This window comes from Cytobacillus sp. NCCP-133, assembly GCF_026011715.1.
Classification (GTDB): Bacteria; Bacillota; Bacilli; order Bacillales; family Cytobacillaceae; genus Cytobacillus.
On the sequence record NZ_BRVM01000010.1, the window covers coordinates 13,515 to 31,017 of the forward strand.

At 39.4% G+C, this 17,503-nt stretch carries 18 protein-coding genes and 1 pseudogene; 5 read left to right on the top strand and 14 right to left on the bottom strand.

What is annotated here, in order from left to right; genetic code table 11:
- Window positions 1–29 precede the first annotated feature (29 nt).
- The 4 genes and pseudogenes from pyc to NCCP133_RS12610 form a co-directional block, all read right to left on the bottom strand.
- Window positions 30–3,470: a pyruvate carboxylase gene (pyc, locus tag NCCP133_RS12595; RefSeq protein WP_264805361.1), complete on the bottom strand. Its 3,441-nt coding sequence runs from the start codon at window positions 3,468–3,470 to the stop codon at window positions 30–32.
- Between the two features lie 199 nt (window positions 3,471–3,669).
- Window positions 3,670–4,872: an FtsW/RodA/SpoVE family cell cycle protein gene (locus NCCP133_RS12600; protein WP_264805362.1), complete on the bottom strand. Its 1,203-nt coding sequence runs from the start codon at window positions 4,870–4,872 to the stop codon at window positions 3,670–3,672.
- Window positions 4,873–5,288: 416 nt separating this feature from the next.
- The gene (locus NCCP133_RS12605; RefSeq protein WP_110067841.1) at window positions 5,289–5,570 is read right to left on the bottom strand and encodes a YlaN family protein; all 282 of its coding nucleotides are present in this window, start codon (window positions 5,568–5,570) and stop codon (window positions 5,289–5,291) included.
- Between the two features lie 123 nt (window positions 5,571–5,693).
- A pseudogene (locus NCCP133_RS12610) lies at window positions 5,694–5,998 on the bottom strand (glutaminase); the annotation flags it as partial.
- A gap of 272 nt (window positions 5,999–6,270) precedes the next feature.
- On the opposite strand from NCCP133_RS12610, the gene NCCP133_RS12615 reads away from it, so the two are divergent.
- Window positions 6,271–6,768, top strand: a complete 498-nt coding sequence (locus NCCP133_RS12615; protein ID WP_264805363.1) for a peptidyl-prolyl cis-trans isomerase — start codon at window positions 6,271–6,273, stop codon at window positions 6,766–6,768.
- 133 nt (window positions 6,769–6,901) lie between these two features.
- Here the strand turns inward: NCCP133_RS12615 and NCCP133_RS12620 are convergent, their stop codons facing one another.
- Window positions 6,902–8,230 (bottom strand): PhoH family protein, encoded by a 1,329-nt coding sequence (locus NCCP133_RS12620; RefSeq protein ID WP_264805364.1) that lies wholly within the window; start codon window positions 8,228–8,230, stop codon window positions 6,902–6,904.
- 367 nt (window positions 8,231–8,597) lie between these two features.
- Here NCCP133_RS12620 and NCCP133_RS12625 point away from each other — a divergent pair, with 367 nt between their 5' ends.
- Complete coding sequence (locus tag NCCP133_RS12625) at window positions 8,598–9,197, top strand: YhcN/YlaJ family sporulation lipoprotein (RefSeq protein ID WP_264805365.1); 600 nt, start codon at window positions 8,598–8,600, stop codon at window positions 9,195–9,197.
- An 89-nt stretch (window positions 9,198–9,286) separates the two neighbouring features.
- Here NCCP133_RS12625 and NCCP133_RS12630 read toward each other — a convergent pair whose 3' ends face one another.
- The gene (locus NCCP133_RS12630) at window positions 9,287–9,742 is read right to left on the bottom strand and encodes a pyridoxamine 5'-phosphate oxidase family protein (protein WP_264805366.1); all 456 of its coding nucleotides are present in this window, start codon (window positions 9,740–9,742) and stop codon (window positions 9,287–9,289) included.
- A gap of 342 nt (window positions 9,743–10,084) precedes the next feature.
- Between NCCP133_RS12630 and NCCP133_RS12635 the strand changes: the two genes are divergently transcribed.
- Window positions 10,085–10,285: a YlaI family protein gene (locus tag NCCP133_RS12635; protein WP_264805367.1), complete on the top strand. Its 201-nt coding sequence runs from the start codon at window positions 10,085–10,087 to the stop codon at window positions 10,283–10,285.
- Between the two features lie 88 nt (window positions 10,286–10,373).
- On the opposite strand, the gene NCCP133_RS12640 is transcribed toward NCCP133_RS12635, so the two are convergent.
- Genes NCCP133_RS12640 through typA form a run of 3 tightly spaced genes read right to left on the bottom strand, consistent with a single transcriptional unit; the run spans window position 10,374 to window position 12,860 of the window.
- Window positions 10,374–10,664 (bottom strand): hypothetical protein, encoded by a 291-nt coding sequence (locus tag NCCP133_RS12640; RefSeq protein ID WP_264805368.1) that lies wholly within the window; start codon window positions 10,662–10,664, stop codon window positions 10,374–10,376.
- A 15-nt stretch (window positions 10,665–10,679) separates the two neighbouring features.
- On the bottom strand, window positions 10,680–10,994 hold the full coding sequence (locus tag NCCP133_RS12645; protein ID WP_264805369.1) for a YlaH-like family protein: 315 nt from the start codon (window positions 10,992–10,994) through the stop codon (window positions 10,680–10,682).
- Between the two features lie 27 nt (window positions 10,995–11,021).
- Window positions 11,022–12,860, bottom strand: a complete 1,839-nt coding sequence (gene typA, locus NCCP133_RS12650) for a translational GTPase TypA (protein WP_264805370.1) — start codon at window positions 12,858–12,860, stop codon at window positions 11,022–11,024.
- Window positions 12,861–13,074: 214 nt separating this feature from the next.
- Between typA and NCCP133_RS12655 the strand changes: the two genes are divergently transcribed.
- Window positions 13,075–13,260 (top strand): YlaF family protein, encoded by a 186-nt coding sequence (locus tag NCCP133_RS12655; protein WP_264805371.1) that lies wholly within the window; start codon window positions 13,075–13,077, stop codon window positions 13,258–13,260.
- A 199-nt stretch (window positions 13,261–13,459) separates the two neighbouring features.
- Here NCCP133_RS12655 and NCCP133_RS12660 read toward each other — a convergent pair whose 3' ends face one another.
- The 3 genes from NCCP133_RS12660 to NCCP133_RS12670 form a co-directional block, all read right to left on the bottom strand.
- A complete protein-coding gene (locus NCCP133_RS12660) occupies window positions 13,460–13,930 on the bottom strand; it encodes a GNAT family N-acetyltransferase (RefSeq protein ID WP_264805372.1) in 471 nt (156 codons plus the stop codon).
- Entirely contained in the window at window positions 13,917–14,717 is an 801-nt protein-coding gene (locus NCCP133_RS12665) for an inositol monophosphatase family protein (protein ID WP_264805373.1), read from the bottom strand. Before NCCP133_RS12665 ends, NCCP133_RS12660 begins: the two co-directional genes overlap by 14 nt.
- A gap of 273 nt (window positions 14,718–14,990) precedes the next feature.
- On the bottom strand, window positions 14,991–15,185 hold the full coding sequence (locus NCCP133_RS12670) for a hypothetical protein (RefSeq protein WP_264805374.1): 195 nt from the start codon (window positions 15,183–15,185) through the stop codon (window positions 14,991–14,993).
- Between the two features lie 200 nt (window positions 15,186–15,385).
- On the opposite strand from NCCP133_RS12670, the gene NCCP133_RS12675 reads away from it, so the two are divergent.
- Entirely contained in the window at window positions 15,386–16,006 is a 621-nt protein-coding gene (locus NCCP133_RS12675) for a YktB family protein (protein WP_264805375.1), read from the top strand.
- An 86-nt stretch (window positions 16,007–16,092) separates the two neighbouring features.
- On the opposite strand, the gene NCCP133_RS12680 is transcribed toward NCCP133_RS12675, so the two are convergent.
- Window positions 16,093–16,365, bottom strand: coding sequence for a UPF0223 family protein (locus NCCP133_RS12680; protein ID WP_264805376.1), 273 nt, complete (start codon window positions 16,363–16,365; stop codon window positions 16,093–16,095).
- Window positions 16,366–16,420: 55 nt separating this feature from the next.
- Window positions 16,421–17,395 carry an NAD(P)H-dependent flavin oxidoreductase gene (locus tag NCCP133_RS12685; protein WP_264805377.1) on the bottom strand — a complete coding sequence of 325 codons (975 nt, stop codon included), beginning with the start codon at window positions 17,393–17,395 and terminating at the stop codon, window positions 16,421–16,423.
- Between the last annotated feature and the right edge of the window lie 108 nt (window positions 17,396–17,503).

Here is a 17,503-nt window from a genome sequence, read left to right on the forward strand (position 1 = left end):
CTCGGCGTTTGAAGCTCTTTTTTTATATTCTATTTTGACAATTCAATTAATAAGTCTCCAGTTTGGATCGCTTCGCCATTCCCGACATATATTTCCTTAACTGTTCCAGAGTATGGTGCCTGTACGGTTGTTTCCATTTTCATAGCTTCAGTGATCATTAAATGATCGCCTTTTTCTACTTTTTCGTCCTTTTCAACAACAACCTTTATTACAGTTCCAGGCATGCTGGCAGCAATATGTGTTTCATTGTGCGGGTCTGCTTTCACCTTTGAAGCGACTGTTGATTTAATGCTTTCATCCTTTATGCTTACTTCACGGGGCTGACCATTAAGTTCAAAATAGACAATTCTTGTTCCATCCGCCTGCGGCTGACCGATTGAAACCAGCTTAACAATCAATGTTTTTCCTGTTTCAATCTCAATTTCTACTTCTTCTCCAAGCCGTAAGCCGTATAAGAATGTTGGTGTATCCAGAACGGATATGTCTCCGAATTGCTCACATGTCTTTACATAATCCATAAATACCTTTGGATAGAGGGCATGTGCTATTGCTTCAAAACTTGTAACCTGTCTGCCCAGATCTTTAAATAGATTTTCTTTTAAAGCCTCAAAATCGACATCCTCCAAAAGTTCGCCAGGACGAACAGTAATCGGCTCTCTATCCTTAAGAATGACCTTCTGAAGCTCCTTAGGAAAACCTCCGTATGGCTGACCTAAATAACCTTCAAACAATTCAATTACTGAATCAGGAAAATCAAGCGATTGACCTTTTTTCAGGACATCCTGCTCTGTAAGCTGATTTTGAACCATGAAAAGAGCCATATCCCCTACGACCTTTGAAGAAGGTGTAACTTTTACAATATCGCCAAACAGATGATTCACACGAGAGTACATGTCCTTTACTTCATCCCATTTATCACCAAGACCAACAGCTTTAGCCTGCTGCTGCAGGTTGCTGTATTGTCCGCCCGGCATCTCGTGCTGGTAAATCTCCGAATGTGGTGCCTTCATGCCGCTTTCAAAGTCCTGGTAATATTTGCGTATATCTTCCCAATAATAAGACAGCTGTTCTAATGCCTGGATGTCAACCTTTGGTGTTCTATCAGTGCCTTCGAGCGCATAATAAAGTGAGTTTGCACTTGGCTGTGAAGTTAAACCAGCCATGGTGCTTAAAGCTGTATCTACAATATCAACACCTGCTTCAATTGCCTTTGCATATGTGTAAATACCATTACCGCTTGTATCATGAGTATGAAGGTGGATTGGAATATCCACAGTTTCTTTTAGTTCTGAGATAAGCCTATATGCTGATTGCGGTTTAAGAAGTCCAGCCATATCCTTGATCGCAAGTATATGAGCCCCCTGGTTTTCAAGCTCTTTGGCTAAATTTTTATAATAATTCAAATCGTACTTTGTCCTAGCTGGATCTAAAATATCTCCTGTGTAGCACATCGCAGCTTCAGCGATTTTACCGCTCTGGCGGACAGCATCAATGGCTACTTCCATACCTTTAACCCAGTTCAGGCTGTCAAAGATACGAAATACATCGATGCCTGCATATGCTGATTTTTCAACGAATTCCCTTATGACATTATCCGGATAATTTTTATATCCCACTGCATTAGAAGCACGAAGAAGCATTTGGAAAAGCACATTTGGCATTCTTTCTCTCAATGTAAGCAATCTTTCCCATGGATCTTCCTTCAGGAATCTATATGCCACATCAAATGTTGCACCGCCCCACATTTCGAAGGAGAACATTTCAGGGAGCAGCTTTGCAGTCGGTTCAGCAATATGTTTTAAATCATTTGTCCTTACTCGTGTAGCAAGCAACGATTGATGCGCATCCCGGAATGTGGTATCGGTTAAAAGAACTTCCTTTTGCTCTTTAATCCAATTCACAAGACCTTCAGGGCCCTGCTGATCCAAAATTTGTTTTGTACCGTCCTTAAAGCTGCTGCTGTATTTCATTTTCGGCACTCTAGGCTCATCAAAAACTGGACGCTTTTTCTTTTCAATACCGGGGAATCCATTGACGGTCACATTGCCAATATAGTTAAGCATCTTTGTACCTCTGTCCTTACTTTTCGGAAACAGGAATAATTCTGGTGTCTCATCAATAAAGGAAGTATCATACTCTCCCTTTAAGAATTTTTCATGTTTAACCACATTTTCAAGGAAGGGAATATTCGTTTTAATGCCTCGGATACGGAATTCCTGAAGATTTCGTACCATTTTCGAAGCAGCCTGCTGGAAAGTCATCGCGTGAGTCGAAAGTTTTACCAAAAGAGAATCATAATATGGAGTTATGACTGCTCCCTGGAAACCATTCCCTGCGTCAAGGCGCACACCGAAACCTCCGCCAGATCTGTAAGCCATTAATCTGCCCGTGTCAGGCATAAAGTTATTTAAAGGATCTTCTGTCGTAACACGTGACTGAATCGCAAACCCATGGATATGAATGTTCTCCTGTAATGGAACTCCCACTTCTTTACTGTGCAAGGAGTGGCCTTCCGCTACTAAAATTTGAGTTTGAACAATATCTACACCAGTCACCATTTCGGTGATCGTATGCTCAACCTGTACACGCGGGTTTACTTCAATGAAATAGAACTGATTGTCCGATACAAGGAATTCTACCGTCCCTGCATTAATATAATCTACCTTTTTCATCAGGTTGACAGCGGCCTGGCAAATATCATCCCTCAGCATTTCAGAAAGGGAAACGCAAGGCGCAACTTCTACTACCTTCTGATGGCGCCTTTGGACAGAACAATCCCTTTCATATAGATGAACAATATTTCCTTCATGATCACCTATGATTTGTACCTCGATATGTTTTGGCCTTTCTATGAATCTCTCAACATAGACCTCATCGTTGCCAAATGCTGCTTTTGCTTCTGACTTCGCACGCTCATAGGATTCCTTTACTTCCTCAAGGTTCCTTACTATGCGCATGCCTCTTCCACCGCCGCCAAGTGAGGCTTTGATGATAATAGGGAATCCATGGCTTTTCCCAAAATCTATGACTTCTTCCAAATTATTAACTGGTCCGTTACTTCCAGGGATAACCGGAATCTCAGCAAGCTGCGCTTGTGTTCTGGCTTTGACTTTATCCCCGAACATATCTAAGTGTTTTGAAGAGGGACCGATAAAAATAATGCCCTCTTCTTCGCATCGCTTCGCAAATTCGATATTTTCCGATAAGAACCCATATCCTGGATGAATCGCATCAACATCGCTATTTTTAGCAATCTCAATAATGCCTTCAATATCGAGATATGCATCAATAGGCTTCTTGCCTTCCCCTACCAAGTACGCTTCATCTGCTTTATATCGATGATAGGATCCTGAATCCTCTTTTGAATAAACGGCTACTGTACGTATATCCAACTCAGTACAAGCACGGAAAACACGAATAGCAATTTCTCCTCTGTTAGCTACTAAAACTTTGTTGATTCTTTGGCTCAAGAATAACACCTCGTCTTTGTGTATTTTTTAACAATATTCTGCCAAATCAGGCTATATCCGGGCGCAAATACACCTGTCTTCAACCTGTAATTAGCTTCCAGGGCTCTCCTGCATCTTCAAGCAGGATGCCCACTTTTTATATCAGGAAGGATTTTTTTCCCTGATTTATGTATTAAATAGCACTGAGAAGACTCTGTGCTTATTTACGAATAATGAATGACTTTTCAGAAATCACTGGAATATCTTCCGGCTTTGGCTGTTCATTTTTATTTTTATACTTTTGTTCGTAGTTAACAAACATAGAAATATTTACTAGAATCCCCATGGCAATGGAAAGCTGAAGAAGCGATGAACCTCCATAACTGATAAAAGGAAGTGTAACGCCTGTCAGAGGCATTATTCCTGAGATTCCTGCAAGATTAATAAAAGCTTGTATCCCGATCATGGAGGAAATCCCAATTGCAAGCAGGCTTCCAAAAGCATCTCTGCACTTTAAACTGATAAAGATTCCTCTCAGGACAATATACCCGAGAAGCAATAAAACAAATCCTACTCCAAAAGCACCCAGTTCCTCTGCAATGACGGCCATAATAAAATCAGTATGTGCTTCAGGAAGATAGCCCAGCTTCTGCACACTTTCACCGAGGCCTAGTCCCTTTAAACCGCCTGCGCCAAGGGCAATATAGGAGTTGGAAAGCTGATAACCAAATTCTGACCCAAAAGGATCTTTGAAAGCTTCAATCCGTCCCATTCGGTACGGAGCAAAAATCTTATCCTTCAATAGAAGGATAAATGGTGCAGCCAGTAACACCCCAAATAAACCGAGCTTAAAAATATTTTTAAAATCCATGCCTGAAGTAAAAATGATTGCCGCTGCTATAGCAAAAATGATGATTGCTGTTCCAAAATCCGGCTGAATTGCAACCAGCAGTGCTGCTAAAATCAAATAGGCAAGCGGGGGAAGTACACCCTTATTAAATTCGTTTATATATGGCTGTTTTTTTGCATATACTGCAGCTAAATAAATGATAACAGAAAGCTTAACAAATTCTGCGGGCTGAAGGCTTCTGCTTCCAATTTCAAACCAGCTTAATGCTCCACCCGCCACTTTTCCGAAAATGAATAGGGCAGTTAATCCAAATAAAGAGGAAATCACCATTGGAACAAGAAATTTATTGCTTTGCATCGCTTTGTAAGGAAATAGAGCAACAAAGATAAATGCAATTGCGGAAAAAACTAAATGCATCTTTTGTTTGTCATAAAAAAAGTCGCTTGGCTGCTTATAAATCTGTACCGCTGTAACCATGCTTGCACTGAATACCATGATTAGCCCGAAAACAGAGAGCAGTGCAACAGCAGCAACCAACGTATAATCATATGATTTTATAATTTTTTTAAACATCCTGCCCTCTTCCCTTGTCTTCTAAGTTTATTATTTATTCTACTATAGTATTAAATATCCTGCTTTGAAGAAAAGAAAAGTTAATTCAAATGTAACATAAGAATGAAATTAATTCCACAATTAAGTCATACTAATCTAAAATTAAGTTATACCAATATGTAATTTTTCTTCTTCTGGTTATACTAATTACCTGTTGAATTCCGATGCAGCCTGTTGAATTTCATGGGGAGGAATAAAGCATCCCATTCGCCTGCTGACTCTCCCTCTCTTCTTGCAGGACACTGAATATACATCCATGATTAAACACCGCCTGAAACAACTGAGAATGTATCACCACCATTAACTTTAACACATGTTTTATTTAGTTATAAAAAAACTCAAACAATCTTTATGAAGAATGTTTGAGTTTTTTATTTTTATTTTTTTACTGAAGCTTCGTGAAGAATGGACAATTCCCTTTCCAATTCATCAAGAATAGCCTTGCCTTCGGTCTCTTCAATTAATCCAAGACGGACAGCAAAATCTATTTCCCTGGATAAACCGAACATCTGTGTATCAAGCACCTCTTCATATAGAGGGCACTGAGGCATGGTTAGGTTATCCATTTGCACTTTTATTAATTTCAATATTTTAGCAGCATCTGCCTTCAAAAGAGCGTTTGCTTTTTCTTTATGATCCAAAATCATTTCAGAAGCCAACTTTCAATCCCTCCATTTCCGAGCGATTATCCTATCTATAAATTTTATACTTAAGCTTGGAAAAAAGCAAGGATTATAAGGGATTTACAGAAATAATGCTCCCTAGAGCTTACCTTAATTATTCTAGAAGATACTGTAATTATTTCTATTCAACATAATTTCCAGCAGCTTTATACCACCAATACTATTTCCCTTCTGGTCAAGCGAAGGCTCAAAAATTCCAATCCCGCACCGGTCAGGCACTACACCAAGGATTCCACCGGATACATCGCTTTTAGAAGTATACCAACGTTAATGGCAAATTCACCGGACGCATTAAACATTCCGCATGTCACCATAAAAGTATGGCAAATCCGAGCAATGTCCCTCTGAATAATTTTCTCCGCAGTCTCAGAGCTCTTTCTATCAAGCGCAAAAACTGCCCTTATAAACAGCAACACATAGGTCATGTTTATTTTTTTCGGAAGGTGTTGGAATGTAATCTCAGCTACCTGCCCGTCTTTGATCAATAGAACTACTCCTCAACCTTTTTCTGCAAATCACCGCATGTATGGCAAATCATTTTTATTCCTCCTGGCCTCTTTTTTATTATTTTGCTTGTTAACCAAAGAGCATGCCAGTATGACAAGCAGCCCATAAATCTGTATACTTTAAATATGACTATTATTAAAGAGTTTAAGGATATTCGGGAGGATTCAGGATGGAAAATATTATCTCGTTTAAAGGAAAAGTTAAATATGCAATTACATTAGATCCGGGAGTTTGGATCTTTGATGACCGCAGGGTTGATTTAACTACTTATTTTAATCAAGAAACCAAGAACAGAAATGAACTTGAGGAGTATACAAAAGCGGTTTCAAAACATTGGGACCGTGAGATCATGGAAGGAGCAGTCTTCCCGCCAACATTGAAAACAGAAAAAAAATTTAAAAAAGAAAAGGTTCTGACTGGCACTTTTGGAATGCCTTTTAAGCCTTTTCTTCTGAATGCAGAGCCGGATGAAAATGCAGAATTCCTAATAATTGAAAGCGTGGATGGAGAGTTCCAATTACCTTTATCTCAAGCAGAAGATTTGATTTTGGGGTTTTCAAAGGAAGGCAAACCATTAAAAGAAGACGGTCCGGTACATGTATATATGGGTGATGGAAGCAATAAAAACAATCCGATAAAAACAGTGAAGGCATTCAGAGTGGACTGACCGGTGAGTGGACTGACCGGTGAGGGCGATGCACCATCGCCCTTTTCTTATCGGGAACCTTTCAGATGATTGATTTTATCCTGGTATTCCCCCGTCTTAAAAACTGCAGCTCATAGCCTCATGAAAGATTTATTTATAAAAGATCTGCTGCAAGCTGTGCAAGGCCGGACCTCTCCCCCTTGACTAGTTTTACATGACCTGAAATCACCTGGTCTTTGAATTTTTCCACAACATAAGTTAGGCCATTATTATATGCGTCCAAGTACGGGTGATCGATTTGCTCGGGGTCTCCCATCAAGACTATTTTGCTGCCTTCCCCAACCCTCGTAAGAATCGTTTTTACTTCGTGCTTCGTCAGGTTTTGAGCTTCATCAATAATGATAAATTGATCAGGAATACTCCTTCCCCTTATATAGGTTAAAGCTTCCACCTCGATCGATCCCATTCCTGCCAGGATAGCATCCAGTTCACCCGGCTTTTTCACATTAAACAAATACTCCAGGTTATCATATATCGGCTGCATCCATGGCCTCAATTTTTCCTCTTTTTCACCTGGGAGGAAGCCCAGATCTTTTCCTACCGGAACGATCGGCCGGGCAACCAGCAGCTTTTTATATTGCCCATAGTCCTCAGTCTGCATTAACCCAGACGCCAGTGCCAATAAGGTCTTTCCAGTTCCAGCCTTGCCAATTAAGGTAACCAGCGGCAAATCCCTTCTCAATAAGATCTCAAGAGCCATAGTCTGCTGGACATTACGAGGTTTGATCCCCCATATATGATCATGGTCAAAAATTAGCTTTTTCACCTTTTTCCCACTTTTATCAACCACTCCCAAAGCTGATGAAGATGAGCCCAGGGCATCCTTCATGACAAGAAACTGATTGGGGTAAAAAGGATGGTTTGCTACATCCGATAACGGCAGCTCTCCTTTTTCATAAAAACGATTTAATATATCGAGTCCGATATAAACCTCCAAAAACCCCGGATAAAGGTGATCATTTTCCACTACCCGATCACTTAAAAAATCTTCCGATATGAGCCCGATTGCATCTGCTTTTACCCTTACCAGCGTATCTTTGCTGACTAAAATGACTGTTTTTCCATTTTCTTTTGTCTCTTCTTCAAGGGACAAATTTTTTGCAACTGCCAATATGCGATTATCATTTGTTTTTTCCACAAAAATTTCCTGCAGCTGATGGAATGATCTGTGGTTTAACTCAATACGCAGGCTTCCGCCATTTTCAAGAGGGATTTTTTCATGAAGCTTTCCCGTTTCTCTCATGCCATCAATCAGCCTGGATACTTGTCTTGCATTTCTGCCTATCTCATCCATATACCTCTTCTTCGAATCCACTTCTTCTAGTACAACAGCTGGAATAACCACTTCATTTTCTTCGAATGAAAATATGGAATTAGGGTCTTGCAACAAGACATTGGTATCTAAAACGTAAATTTTACTCAATCTGATGCCTCCTGCTCCTCTTGGGTCTTTATAAAGCGAAACTTCAATTTTGCAGACTTTCCGCCTTTTTGGTTTGGTAAGCTCCTGAGTATGGCCTATCGCTTTTGTACGGACTCATATTGTTATATGCTGTTTGTTTATATTATTCATTTTTGCCGAGAAGTTGAATGAATAGGATAAAAGGCAACGCATGCTGTGGGACAAATCTAACTTGATAAAATATATGTATTTCCGAATAAAGATAGAAGAAGTTTTGCACAATAATCATTAAAGAATCCAATCTAGTCCTGAGATAGGATGCAAGGCTCTTTTTCGGCTTATCTTTTATTTCAGGGAAAATTTATTGGTAGCCCCGGAGGTGTCATATATGAAAAAATGGTTATTATTGTGTTTTTCAGCAATGCTTATATCAGGGTGCGGAGTAAACAATAACCAGTCCCAAGGACAACAGGAGCAGCAAAATGCCATTAATGTTAAAAATAGCACAATTCAAGAAGTTGACAGGGAGACAGGGCAGCAAGTTTCCAGACACCTAGTCAACTTAGCAACCAGGATTCCGAACGTCAATGATGCAACAGCTGTGGTCCTTGGCAGATTTGCAATTGTGGGAATCGATGTAAATAAGAACCTGGACAGATCCGAGGTAGGGACAATTAAATATTCTGTTGCAGAAAGCCTAAAAAATGACCCGCATGGAGCAAGAGCCATTATTGTGGCCGATCCGGATATGAACGCCAGGCTGAGAGAGATTGCCGATGACATCCAAAACGGTGAGCCGTTACAGGGAATCATGAATGAACTGGCTGACATTGCAGGCAGACTTATACCTGAAGTGCCCGCAGACTTAGTTGATCCAAATAAGAAAAACGAAAAAAACGCGACGGAAGATCCAAAGAAAAAGCTGAATAACAATCAGGAAAAACAGCTCGAACAAAAACAGCAAGAACAATCAAATTACCATAAATGACCATCATGCCAGGCGCCTATCCGATTTACTTAATCAGAAAGGGTACCTGGCGTTTTTTCTGATGAAAAAAGCTTAGCTCCCAAAGGGAACTAAGCTTTTTTCATCGCCTCCATAACTTGGTTATCCAAGCGTGCGGCTGCATCTTTATCATAAGTTTTGTCATACTGGGGTTCTGCTGTAATTTTAGATCCATAAAACATAACATCCCGTACTTCTTTTACTTTAATTTCAATCATGGCAAGCTTTAGAGGCACCCCTTCCATCTTTTCGGATTTCACTGAAGCTTCTCCGGCAATGGAATATGTAGATTCATTTGCAATGATATTTAAAACCGCTTTATTGCTGCTGTTAATGTTCTGAACGATTCTTGATCGATTATCAACAGCGAAATAGATTGTTTCTTCCTCTTTGGCAAGTACCCACGAAATCGCACTCACATTGGGTCCGCCTGTTTCGTGGTCCACAGTTGCAAGGGTAACAAACCGTTCTTTCTGAAGCGCATCAAAGAGTGGTTTAATTAATTTTGGTTCTACCTGATTTGCCATTCCTTTCCCTCCTTTACTACATTTATCATAGTATGATAATCCATCACTTTCAACTAATAAACATTCCTGCCTATTGATGATATTTCTTTCTTTGCTTTTTTGCCTAGTTTTCATTAAAACTCAAATGTGTTTTTAGTACTTGTTGTTTTGAAAGGAGGCAAGTGCCTGGAGCACAAATCAACAGGCTCGTTTAACAGAGCTCTTTTCCTAAAAAACCATTCAATCCTAATATGAACTAACATCTTAGGCAAAATACTGTTAAAGCAAAAAAATTCATTATAATTCGAATCGATTCCAAACTTGTACTATAATGGAGTTAAGCCAAAATGATTGAGGTGTCATATGAGAGTTAAATGTGTACTTTGCGACAAGATCGAATCAATAGAGAATGAATCGCTCCAGGCAAAAAGGCTGCGCAATCGGCCAATTCACACATATATGTGCCAACCATGTGAAGCCAGAATTGCAGAAAAAACCCAAAAAAGAGCTGAAACAGGCAATTTCAAACTATACAGAAGCAAAGTCCAAGAGGAAGAATGGTAAGCATTCTGATTCAGCCTGTAAAGCATTTTCACATTTTTGCAAATAGCAGTAAAAAAGCAGCCCTTTTTAAAAGGGGCTGCTTTTTTACTTACACATCTGGATAATTCACATATTTTTCAGGTTCATTTTTGATTTGATTGAGCATTACCTCAATCAATTCACGCGGAAAACGGGTTTTATTACGTTCTCCGTCCTTAGTATAATGCACATAGTACATCACTTCATCTTTTGCAACTTCAAGATCAGAAATCTGATGCTCATCCCCGAGAATTTCAAAAAACATTCTTTCTGTGTCTATTGCTGCTTTATCATCCGGCCGTTCATCACTGATAATTTTTATTGTTAACCAGTTATACAGCGAATCCTGCAAAGATTTCATATCAGCCTCTCCCCGTTAATCCGCATTTGCCTGCTGCTTCTTTTCCTGATGAAGACGGATTTTATAAATAATTAATATTAGCGCAGCTACAACAAGGCCTTCTGCAACCGGGAGAAAAACACCAAGGAAAGTCAGCATTGTACATCCTAATATCAAGAAGGTGTATATAACTATTGATTTGGCAATAGGAAGCTTTTTAGCGAAACCTAATTTAAAAACCAGAATAGACAAAAGGACAATTGTTATATAAAGAAGCCACATCCCTGTTGTGGGATTTTCATCGACTTTGAATAAAGCAGCGAAAAAAGACAGGCGCTGTGAAATATCCATATCCTTCTCTCCTCACCCTTCTTAGCCTTAGTTTGTTTCAGCGTATTTCTTTTTCTTAGCTAGTCTTTCACGTTCATTTTTATCAAGAATTTTTTTGCGCAGTCTGATTGATTCAGGTGTAACTTCAAGAAGCTCATCATCATTCAAGTATTCAAGTGCTTCTTCAAGAGTTAATATGCGCGGCTTTTTAATTACGTTTGTTTGATCCTTATTAGCGGAACGGATATTGGTTGCATGTTTCACTTTTGTGATATTAACGGTAAGATCATTCTCGCGAGTATGTTCCCCAACAATCATTCCTTCATAGATCTCAGTACCTGGCTCAACGAAAATGGTTCCTCTATCCTCTACTTGCATAATACCATATGTGGATGATTTTCCACTTTCCATTGAAACGAGCACACCTTTACTTCTTCCGCCAATTTGTCCTTTAATTTCAGGCTGATAGCTGTCAAATGTGTGATTGATAATACCATATCCGCGAGTAAGCGTCATAAATTCTGTGGAGTAGCCAATTAATCCGCGGGCTGGGACATTGAATGTTAGTCGAACTTGTCCGTTACCGTTATTTACCATGTCAAGCATTTCACCTTTACGGGTACCCATGGATTCAATAATTGAGCCGGTATTATCTTCCGGCACATCAATTTGAACACGTTCTACAGGTTCACAGCGAACACCATCAATTTCTCTAATAATTACTTCAGGTTTTGAAACCTGCAATTCGAAACCTTCACGGCGCATATTTTCAATGAGGATTGATAAATGAAGTTCTCCACGTCCAGATACTACCCAAGCGTCAGGCGATTCTGTATTTTCGACACGAAGACTTACATCTGTCTCAAGTTGGGCACGCAATCTCTCTTCAACTTTTCTGGCTGTAATATACTTGCCTTCTCTTCCTGCAAATGGGCTGTTATTTACAACGAAAGTCATTTGCAATGTTGGCTCATCGATTCTTAGAACAGGAAGTGCTTCCTGATGCTCAACAGGGCAGATCGTTTCCCCTACGTTGATGTCTTCCATTCCGGAAACAGCGATTAGATCACCAGGATACGCTTCTTGAATTTCCTCGCGCTTCAGGCCGAAGAACCCAAAAATTTTCGTCACACGGAATTGTTTAACTGATCCATCAAGCTTCATCAGTGCAACTTGCTGGCCGACCTTAATCGTTCCTCGGAATACGCGGCCAATCCCAATTCTTCCTACATAATCGTTATAATCTAAAAGTGCTACCTGGAATTGAAGCGGTTCTTCACGGTTATCAGCAGGTGCTGGGATATGGTCAATAATGGCTTCATAAACCGAATGCATATCATCATCCTGTTTATCAGGAGTTGTACTTGCAGTCCCAGCAATGGCTGATGCATAAATGACCGGAAACTCAAGCTGGTCTTCCTCTGCACCAAGTTCGATAAATAAATCGATTACCTCGTCAACAACTTCTGTTGGGCGGGCAGATTCTTTGTCAATTTTATTTACTACTACGATTGGAGTTAATTTTTGTTCCAATGCCTTTTTGAGTACGAAGCGTGTTTGCGGCATACATCCTTCATAAGCATCAACTACCAATAATACACCATCAACCATTTTCATAATCCGTTCAACTTCTCCGCCAAAATCTGCGTGTCCTGGCGTATCAAGAATGTTTATCCTTGTATCTTTATATTTTACTGCAGTATTTTTAGCTAGAATGGTGATTCCTCTTTCTCTTTCCAAATCATTTGAATCCATTGCCCGCTCTTCTACATGCTCATTTGAACGGAAAGTTCCAGACTGTTTTAAAAGCTCGTCAACCAACGTTGTTTTTCCGTGGTCAACGTGGGCAATAATAGCAATATTACGAATATCTTCTCTTAATTTCAAAAGATTTCCTCCTATTTATAAAAACTGAATCATTTTTCAACAATTTTTCACAACTGATACATTATATCATAATTACTGTAGAAACCTAAAAGCTTTTTGTGTAAAATGATAAAGAAACGGATATATAATGATTGAATCAGGCTAAAAGCATCTTCTTTACATATTTTCTCACCAGCATTTGCATAAAATACTCCACCAGGGAGGGTTAAATACAATGAAAAATATTAAATGGCCTTTATTAGCTTTTGCGATTGGCGCAGCCATATGCATGATGGGAATAGGCGTTTCCGTGGCTGAAAGAAGCGTCATTGGCATCATATTTTCAATCATTCTTTTAGTTTTTGTAATGGGGTATGGCTTTAAAACAAAGAAGAAAATGAGAGAAGATGGATTGCTGTAAGAATAGCCGAATCCCTTGCCTATGAAGGACCACAGACTACGTACACCGCGTCCTCCTAAAAGCTGCCTCTTTTGGGAGTGCGATGATAATGCTGACAAAGCCTACCTTCTCGTGGAGACCAAAACCAGACAAACTTGTGACCTCGAAAGGGCAGGCGCTGGAGCTAGACAGTTTTTCTTATTTTAATCACATTAGCTGCTTATATAAGGGGACAGACCATTATTAAATATTCCTGGCCTTCGGGGGAAGTCTCCACTTTAAATTGCTCAAAGCCGCCCTCAGAGAGAAAATCGATCCAATTGCAGCAGTCTTCAGGCACACCTGCAAAAAAAGACTTTTCCCCTCCATCCTTCAACTCAGAGCATATTTGCCGAATGATTGCTAATCCGATCCCTTGCCTTCTCAATTCTTTCTTTACAAGGATCGTCCCCATCCAGGGCTTTTGATTGGATGGAGATGAATTCACATGAAAAGTGATGGCAATACGGTCACCATTCATTTTCCAAACTCGCCAGACACCATTTAAATCACTATATCTGATCAAGAAATTTTTAATATTAAAGCCGCTTCTCTCAGCATCTTCCCAATCAGGGCTTTCCTTAATGGTTTGCAAGAAAAACGGCCAGTCTTCAGTAACCATAAGGCTGCTATATATTTTACCAATTGCCATTGTTTAAGTACTCTTTCATAATCTCCTTATGCAGTCCCGGCTTGGATACTAAAACTGAATTATTTTCAAGAAAATTCAGCTTCTCCCCTTTTAGAGTAGTTACTACACCTCCCAGCTCTTCTATCATGATTACCCCTGCAGCAAAATCCCAAGGAGCCAGCCGCAGGGTAATATAAGCATCAACTCTGTTTGAAGCGATATAGGCCATTTCAATTGCCGCAGACCCATAGGAACGGGTTCCTCGTGCTTCTTTTACAAGCGGCGCCAAAAGGGATGGATCTATTCGTTTGTTTTCCGTTACCCAAGTTGCATTTAAGCCAATAATTGCTTTCGATACTTCCGTTTCTTTTAATGGAGGCAGCTTCAAATCATTCATATAGACACCATGCCCTTTTTTACAATGGTACAACTCATCATGTACAACATCATAAATTAATCCGATTTTGCCTTCGCCATTTTCATAGATGCCAATGGATATGGCAAAGTTTCTTTGCTGGTGCACAAAATTCATTGTTCCATCGATTGGATCAATAATCCAAACAACCCCGTCCAAATTGCTCAGCTTATCACCAAATCCTTCTTCCCCCATGATTCGGTGCTCAGGAAACTTCTCTTTGATTTTTTTTATAAAAAATTGCTCTGTTCCCTGATCAATATCCGTTACCAAATCATTAGCATTTGACTTAGTCATAATAGTCAACTTTTTGCTGAAAGATTTTCGGATATTTTCCCCAGCTTCCTTAACCCAGGATTTTGCATATGTATCAACCTCACTCCAATTTGCCACATTCAGTCCACCTTCCGCTTGAATTCCCAAATGTATTTAAGGGAATTCATTAAAATATAAATAGCTTAAATGAATTCATTATGTTGTTCAAGTTATATACTCTCCCATGAATTGTCTTATCATTTGCAAAGGTAAAAGGAATCAACAAATTCATTATAAAAATAATAAACGAACTCCTCATCTAGACCAGGGAGTTCGTCTTTAAAAGTTTTTGCTTTTCATCTCCATTTATTCTGCGTTTATCTCCTTTGCTTCACAGTTCAACATTCATCATTAAAGTGCTTTTAATCTTAGAAGTTCCTGTCTGATTTTTTCAAGCTTTAACTTTGACTGCTTCTTTAAATCTTCATTTTTTTCATTCATGGCATCAAATAAAGTCGACAATTCATAGTCCAATTCTAATCTCAGGACAGCTGTTCTCTCCCTCTCACCAGCTTTTTTCTTAACAGTATTCATAAGTTGTTTCATTAGACAGTACACCCCTTCCAATAATGATCTATTTAAGTTTTCTGCTTATTTTTACTATTATCATATGAAGAGAAAATCTTAGTTGCAACTAATTTGTGCGATTACCTAACTTAAATTTATAAAAGCTTTGAGGCTTTACCTTTTCTTGATTGTTACAGGTTATGCTACAATATTTGACAAAGCATTTAGGAGGTTAGATTATGTCTTTTACTGGTTTTACCAATAAAGATTTTGATGTCTTTAAAATAGATGGCCTGGATGACAGGATGGAAGCATTAAAGTCGACAATCAGGCCGAAGCTCGAAGAACTGGGAACTCACTTCGCCCCTTCGCTCTCAGCTTTATCCGGTAATGAAATGTTTCCTCATGTTGCTAAACACGCGAGGCGAACCAAGAATCCTCCAAATGATACTTGGGTGGCATTTGCAAGCAATGCGCGAGGATACAAAATGCTGCCGCATTTTCAAATAGGCTTATGGGAAACACATGTATTCATTTGGTTTGCTGTCATTTATGAAGCACCGAATAAAGAAGAGTTCGGCAAAGCATTCGTGGACAGCCTGGATAAATTGTATAAACAAATACCGAAAAATTATCTCTGGTCTGGTGATCATACGAAACCATCTGCAGTTCCGCATAATAAACTGTCTAAAGATGAATTAAAATCCATGTTTGTTCGCCTGCAAACTGTCAAGAAGGCTGAAATTCTTTGCGGCTTCCATATTCCCCGTGAGGAAGCCGTCAGCATGTCGCCTGATCAATTTATTGAAAAAGCAGAATCTGTATTTAAAAATTTATTACCCCTATACAAAATGGCATAAACATCATTTAATGATTGCGCCAAAAACGAAAACCTCCCTATAAAATGGGAGGTTTTTGTTTTTGGCACATCTGCGGTTACAGCCCTTTATTTCATTTTAATTTTATCTCCTGCAGGAGACTCTTTAACCTTCTTTATTGTTTTGTAAGATGAATAGCCGCTCAATTCTTCAAATTCATCACAGATGTTTTTTTCCTGAGCTTTTCCAGGTACGATTTCCTTGAAACGCCTATAGGCATTCATAAATTGATCCCGTTCAATTCCTTTCTCGTAGGCCTGTTCGACACTCTCGAAATATTTAATAACATCAACGATCTCTTCTGTAGACCAATCCTGGTCTATAGGGTATTGGTATTCCATTTCATTTCACCTCATTTTGTAAATCTGCTGTTAAATTAGTTAATCTGTAAATAAGTTAATATACCCATCTTTTGCAGATCGCTTCACTTTCGGCAATCATACGCTGGAACAACTCTTCAACAGTCGGTACATCTTTAATTAACCCCATTACCTGGCCTGCCCAAGCAAACCCTTCATGTTCTTTCCCCTCATAAATAAATTTTTTATTAGCATTCCCGCTTATGTAATTCTTTAATTGTTCATAACCGCCGTTTTGTTTTTCTATATCCAGGATTTTTTCAGTCCATGTGTTAGCTATTACCCTGGCAGGAGCACCAATTGTCCTTTTAATGACTACTGTGTCGTTTTCTGATCCTTCAACCAGACGCTTTTTATATAATTCTGAAGCATGTACGCATTCTTTCGTTGCTACAAATCTGGTGCCCATTTCAATCCCTTCTGCTCCAAGGCTTAAAGCAGCCATCATCCCCCTGCCATCTCCAATGCCTCCAGAAGCGATGACAGGAATGGAAACAGCATCTGCTACCTGAGGAACAAGAACGAACGTTCCAATATCATCCCTGCCCAAATGACCTCCGCCTTCCTGGCCAACAACCATCACAGCATCTGCACCAAGCTCTTCTGCTTTTATTGCTTGCCTTTTAGCAGCTACCAGCACAAGCTTATTAACATTTACACCTTTCAATTGATCAAAAATAGGAGCAGGATTCCCACCAGTCATAGAGATGACAGGCACTCCTTCATCTATTGCTACATCAAGGTAATCAGAAAATGGCCTGCCGTGCTGTCCAATAGCAAAATTAACTCCAAAAGGCTTTTCAGTCAATTTTTTCACCATTTGAATCTCTTCCCTAAGTTTTTCCGGGCTGCTAAGTGACATCGCAGTAACCTGGCCAAGTCCGCCTGCATTAGATACTGCTGCAGCAAGCTCGGAATATGCAAGGTGAGCAAGTCCTCCCTGAATAATCGGATATTGAATACCAAGCAATTCAGTAACTTTCGTTTTCCATTTCATTCTTTCTACCTCCATTCGTCTATATTCTTCTATTTCTATTTTTATGTTTTATTTTCCTGTCAACTCCTAAAACTAAAAGCAAGTTAAAATTTTAAAGAGTTTTTGGTATGGAAATAAAAACGG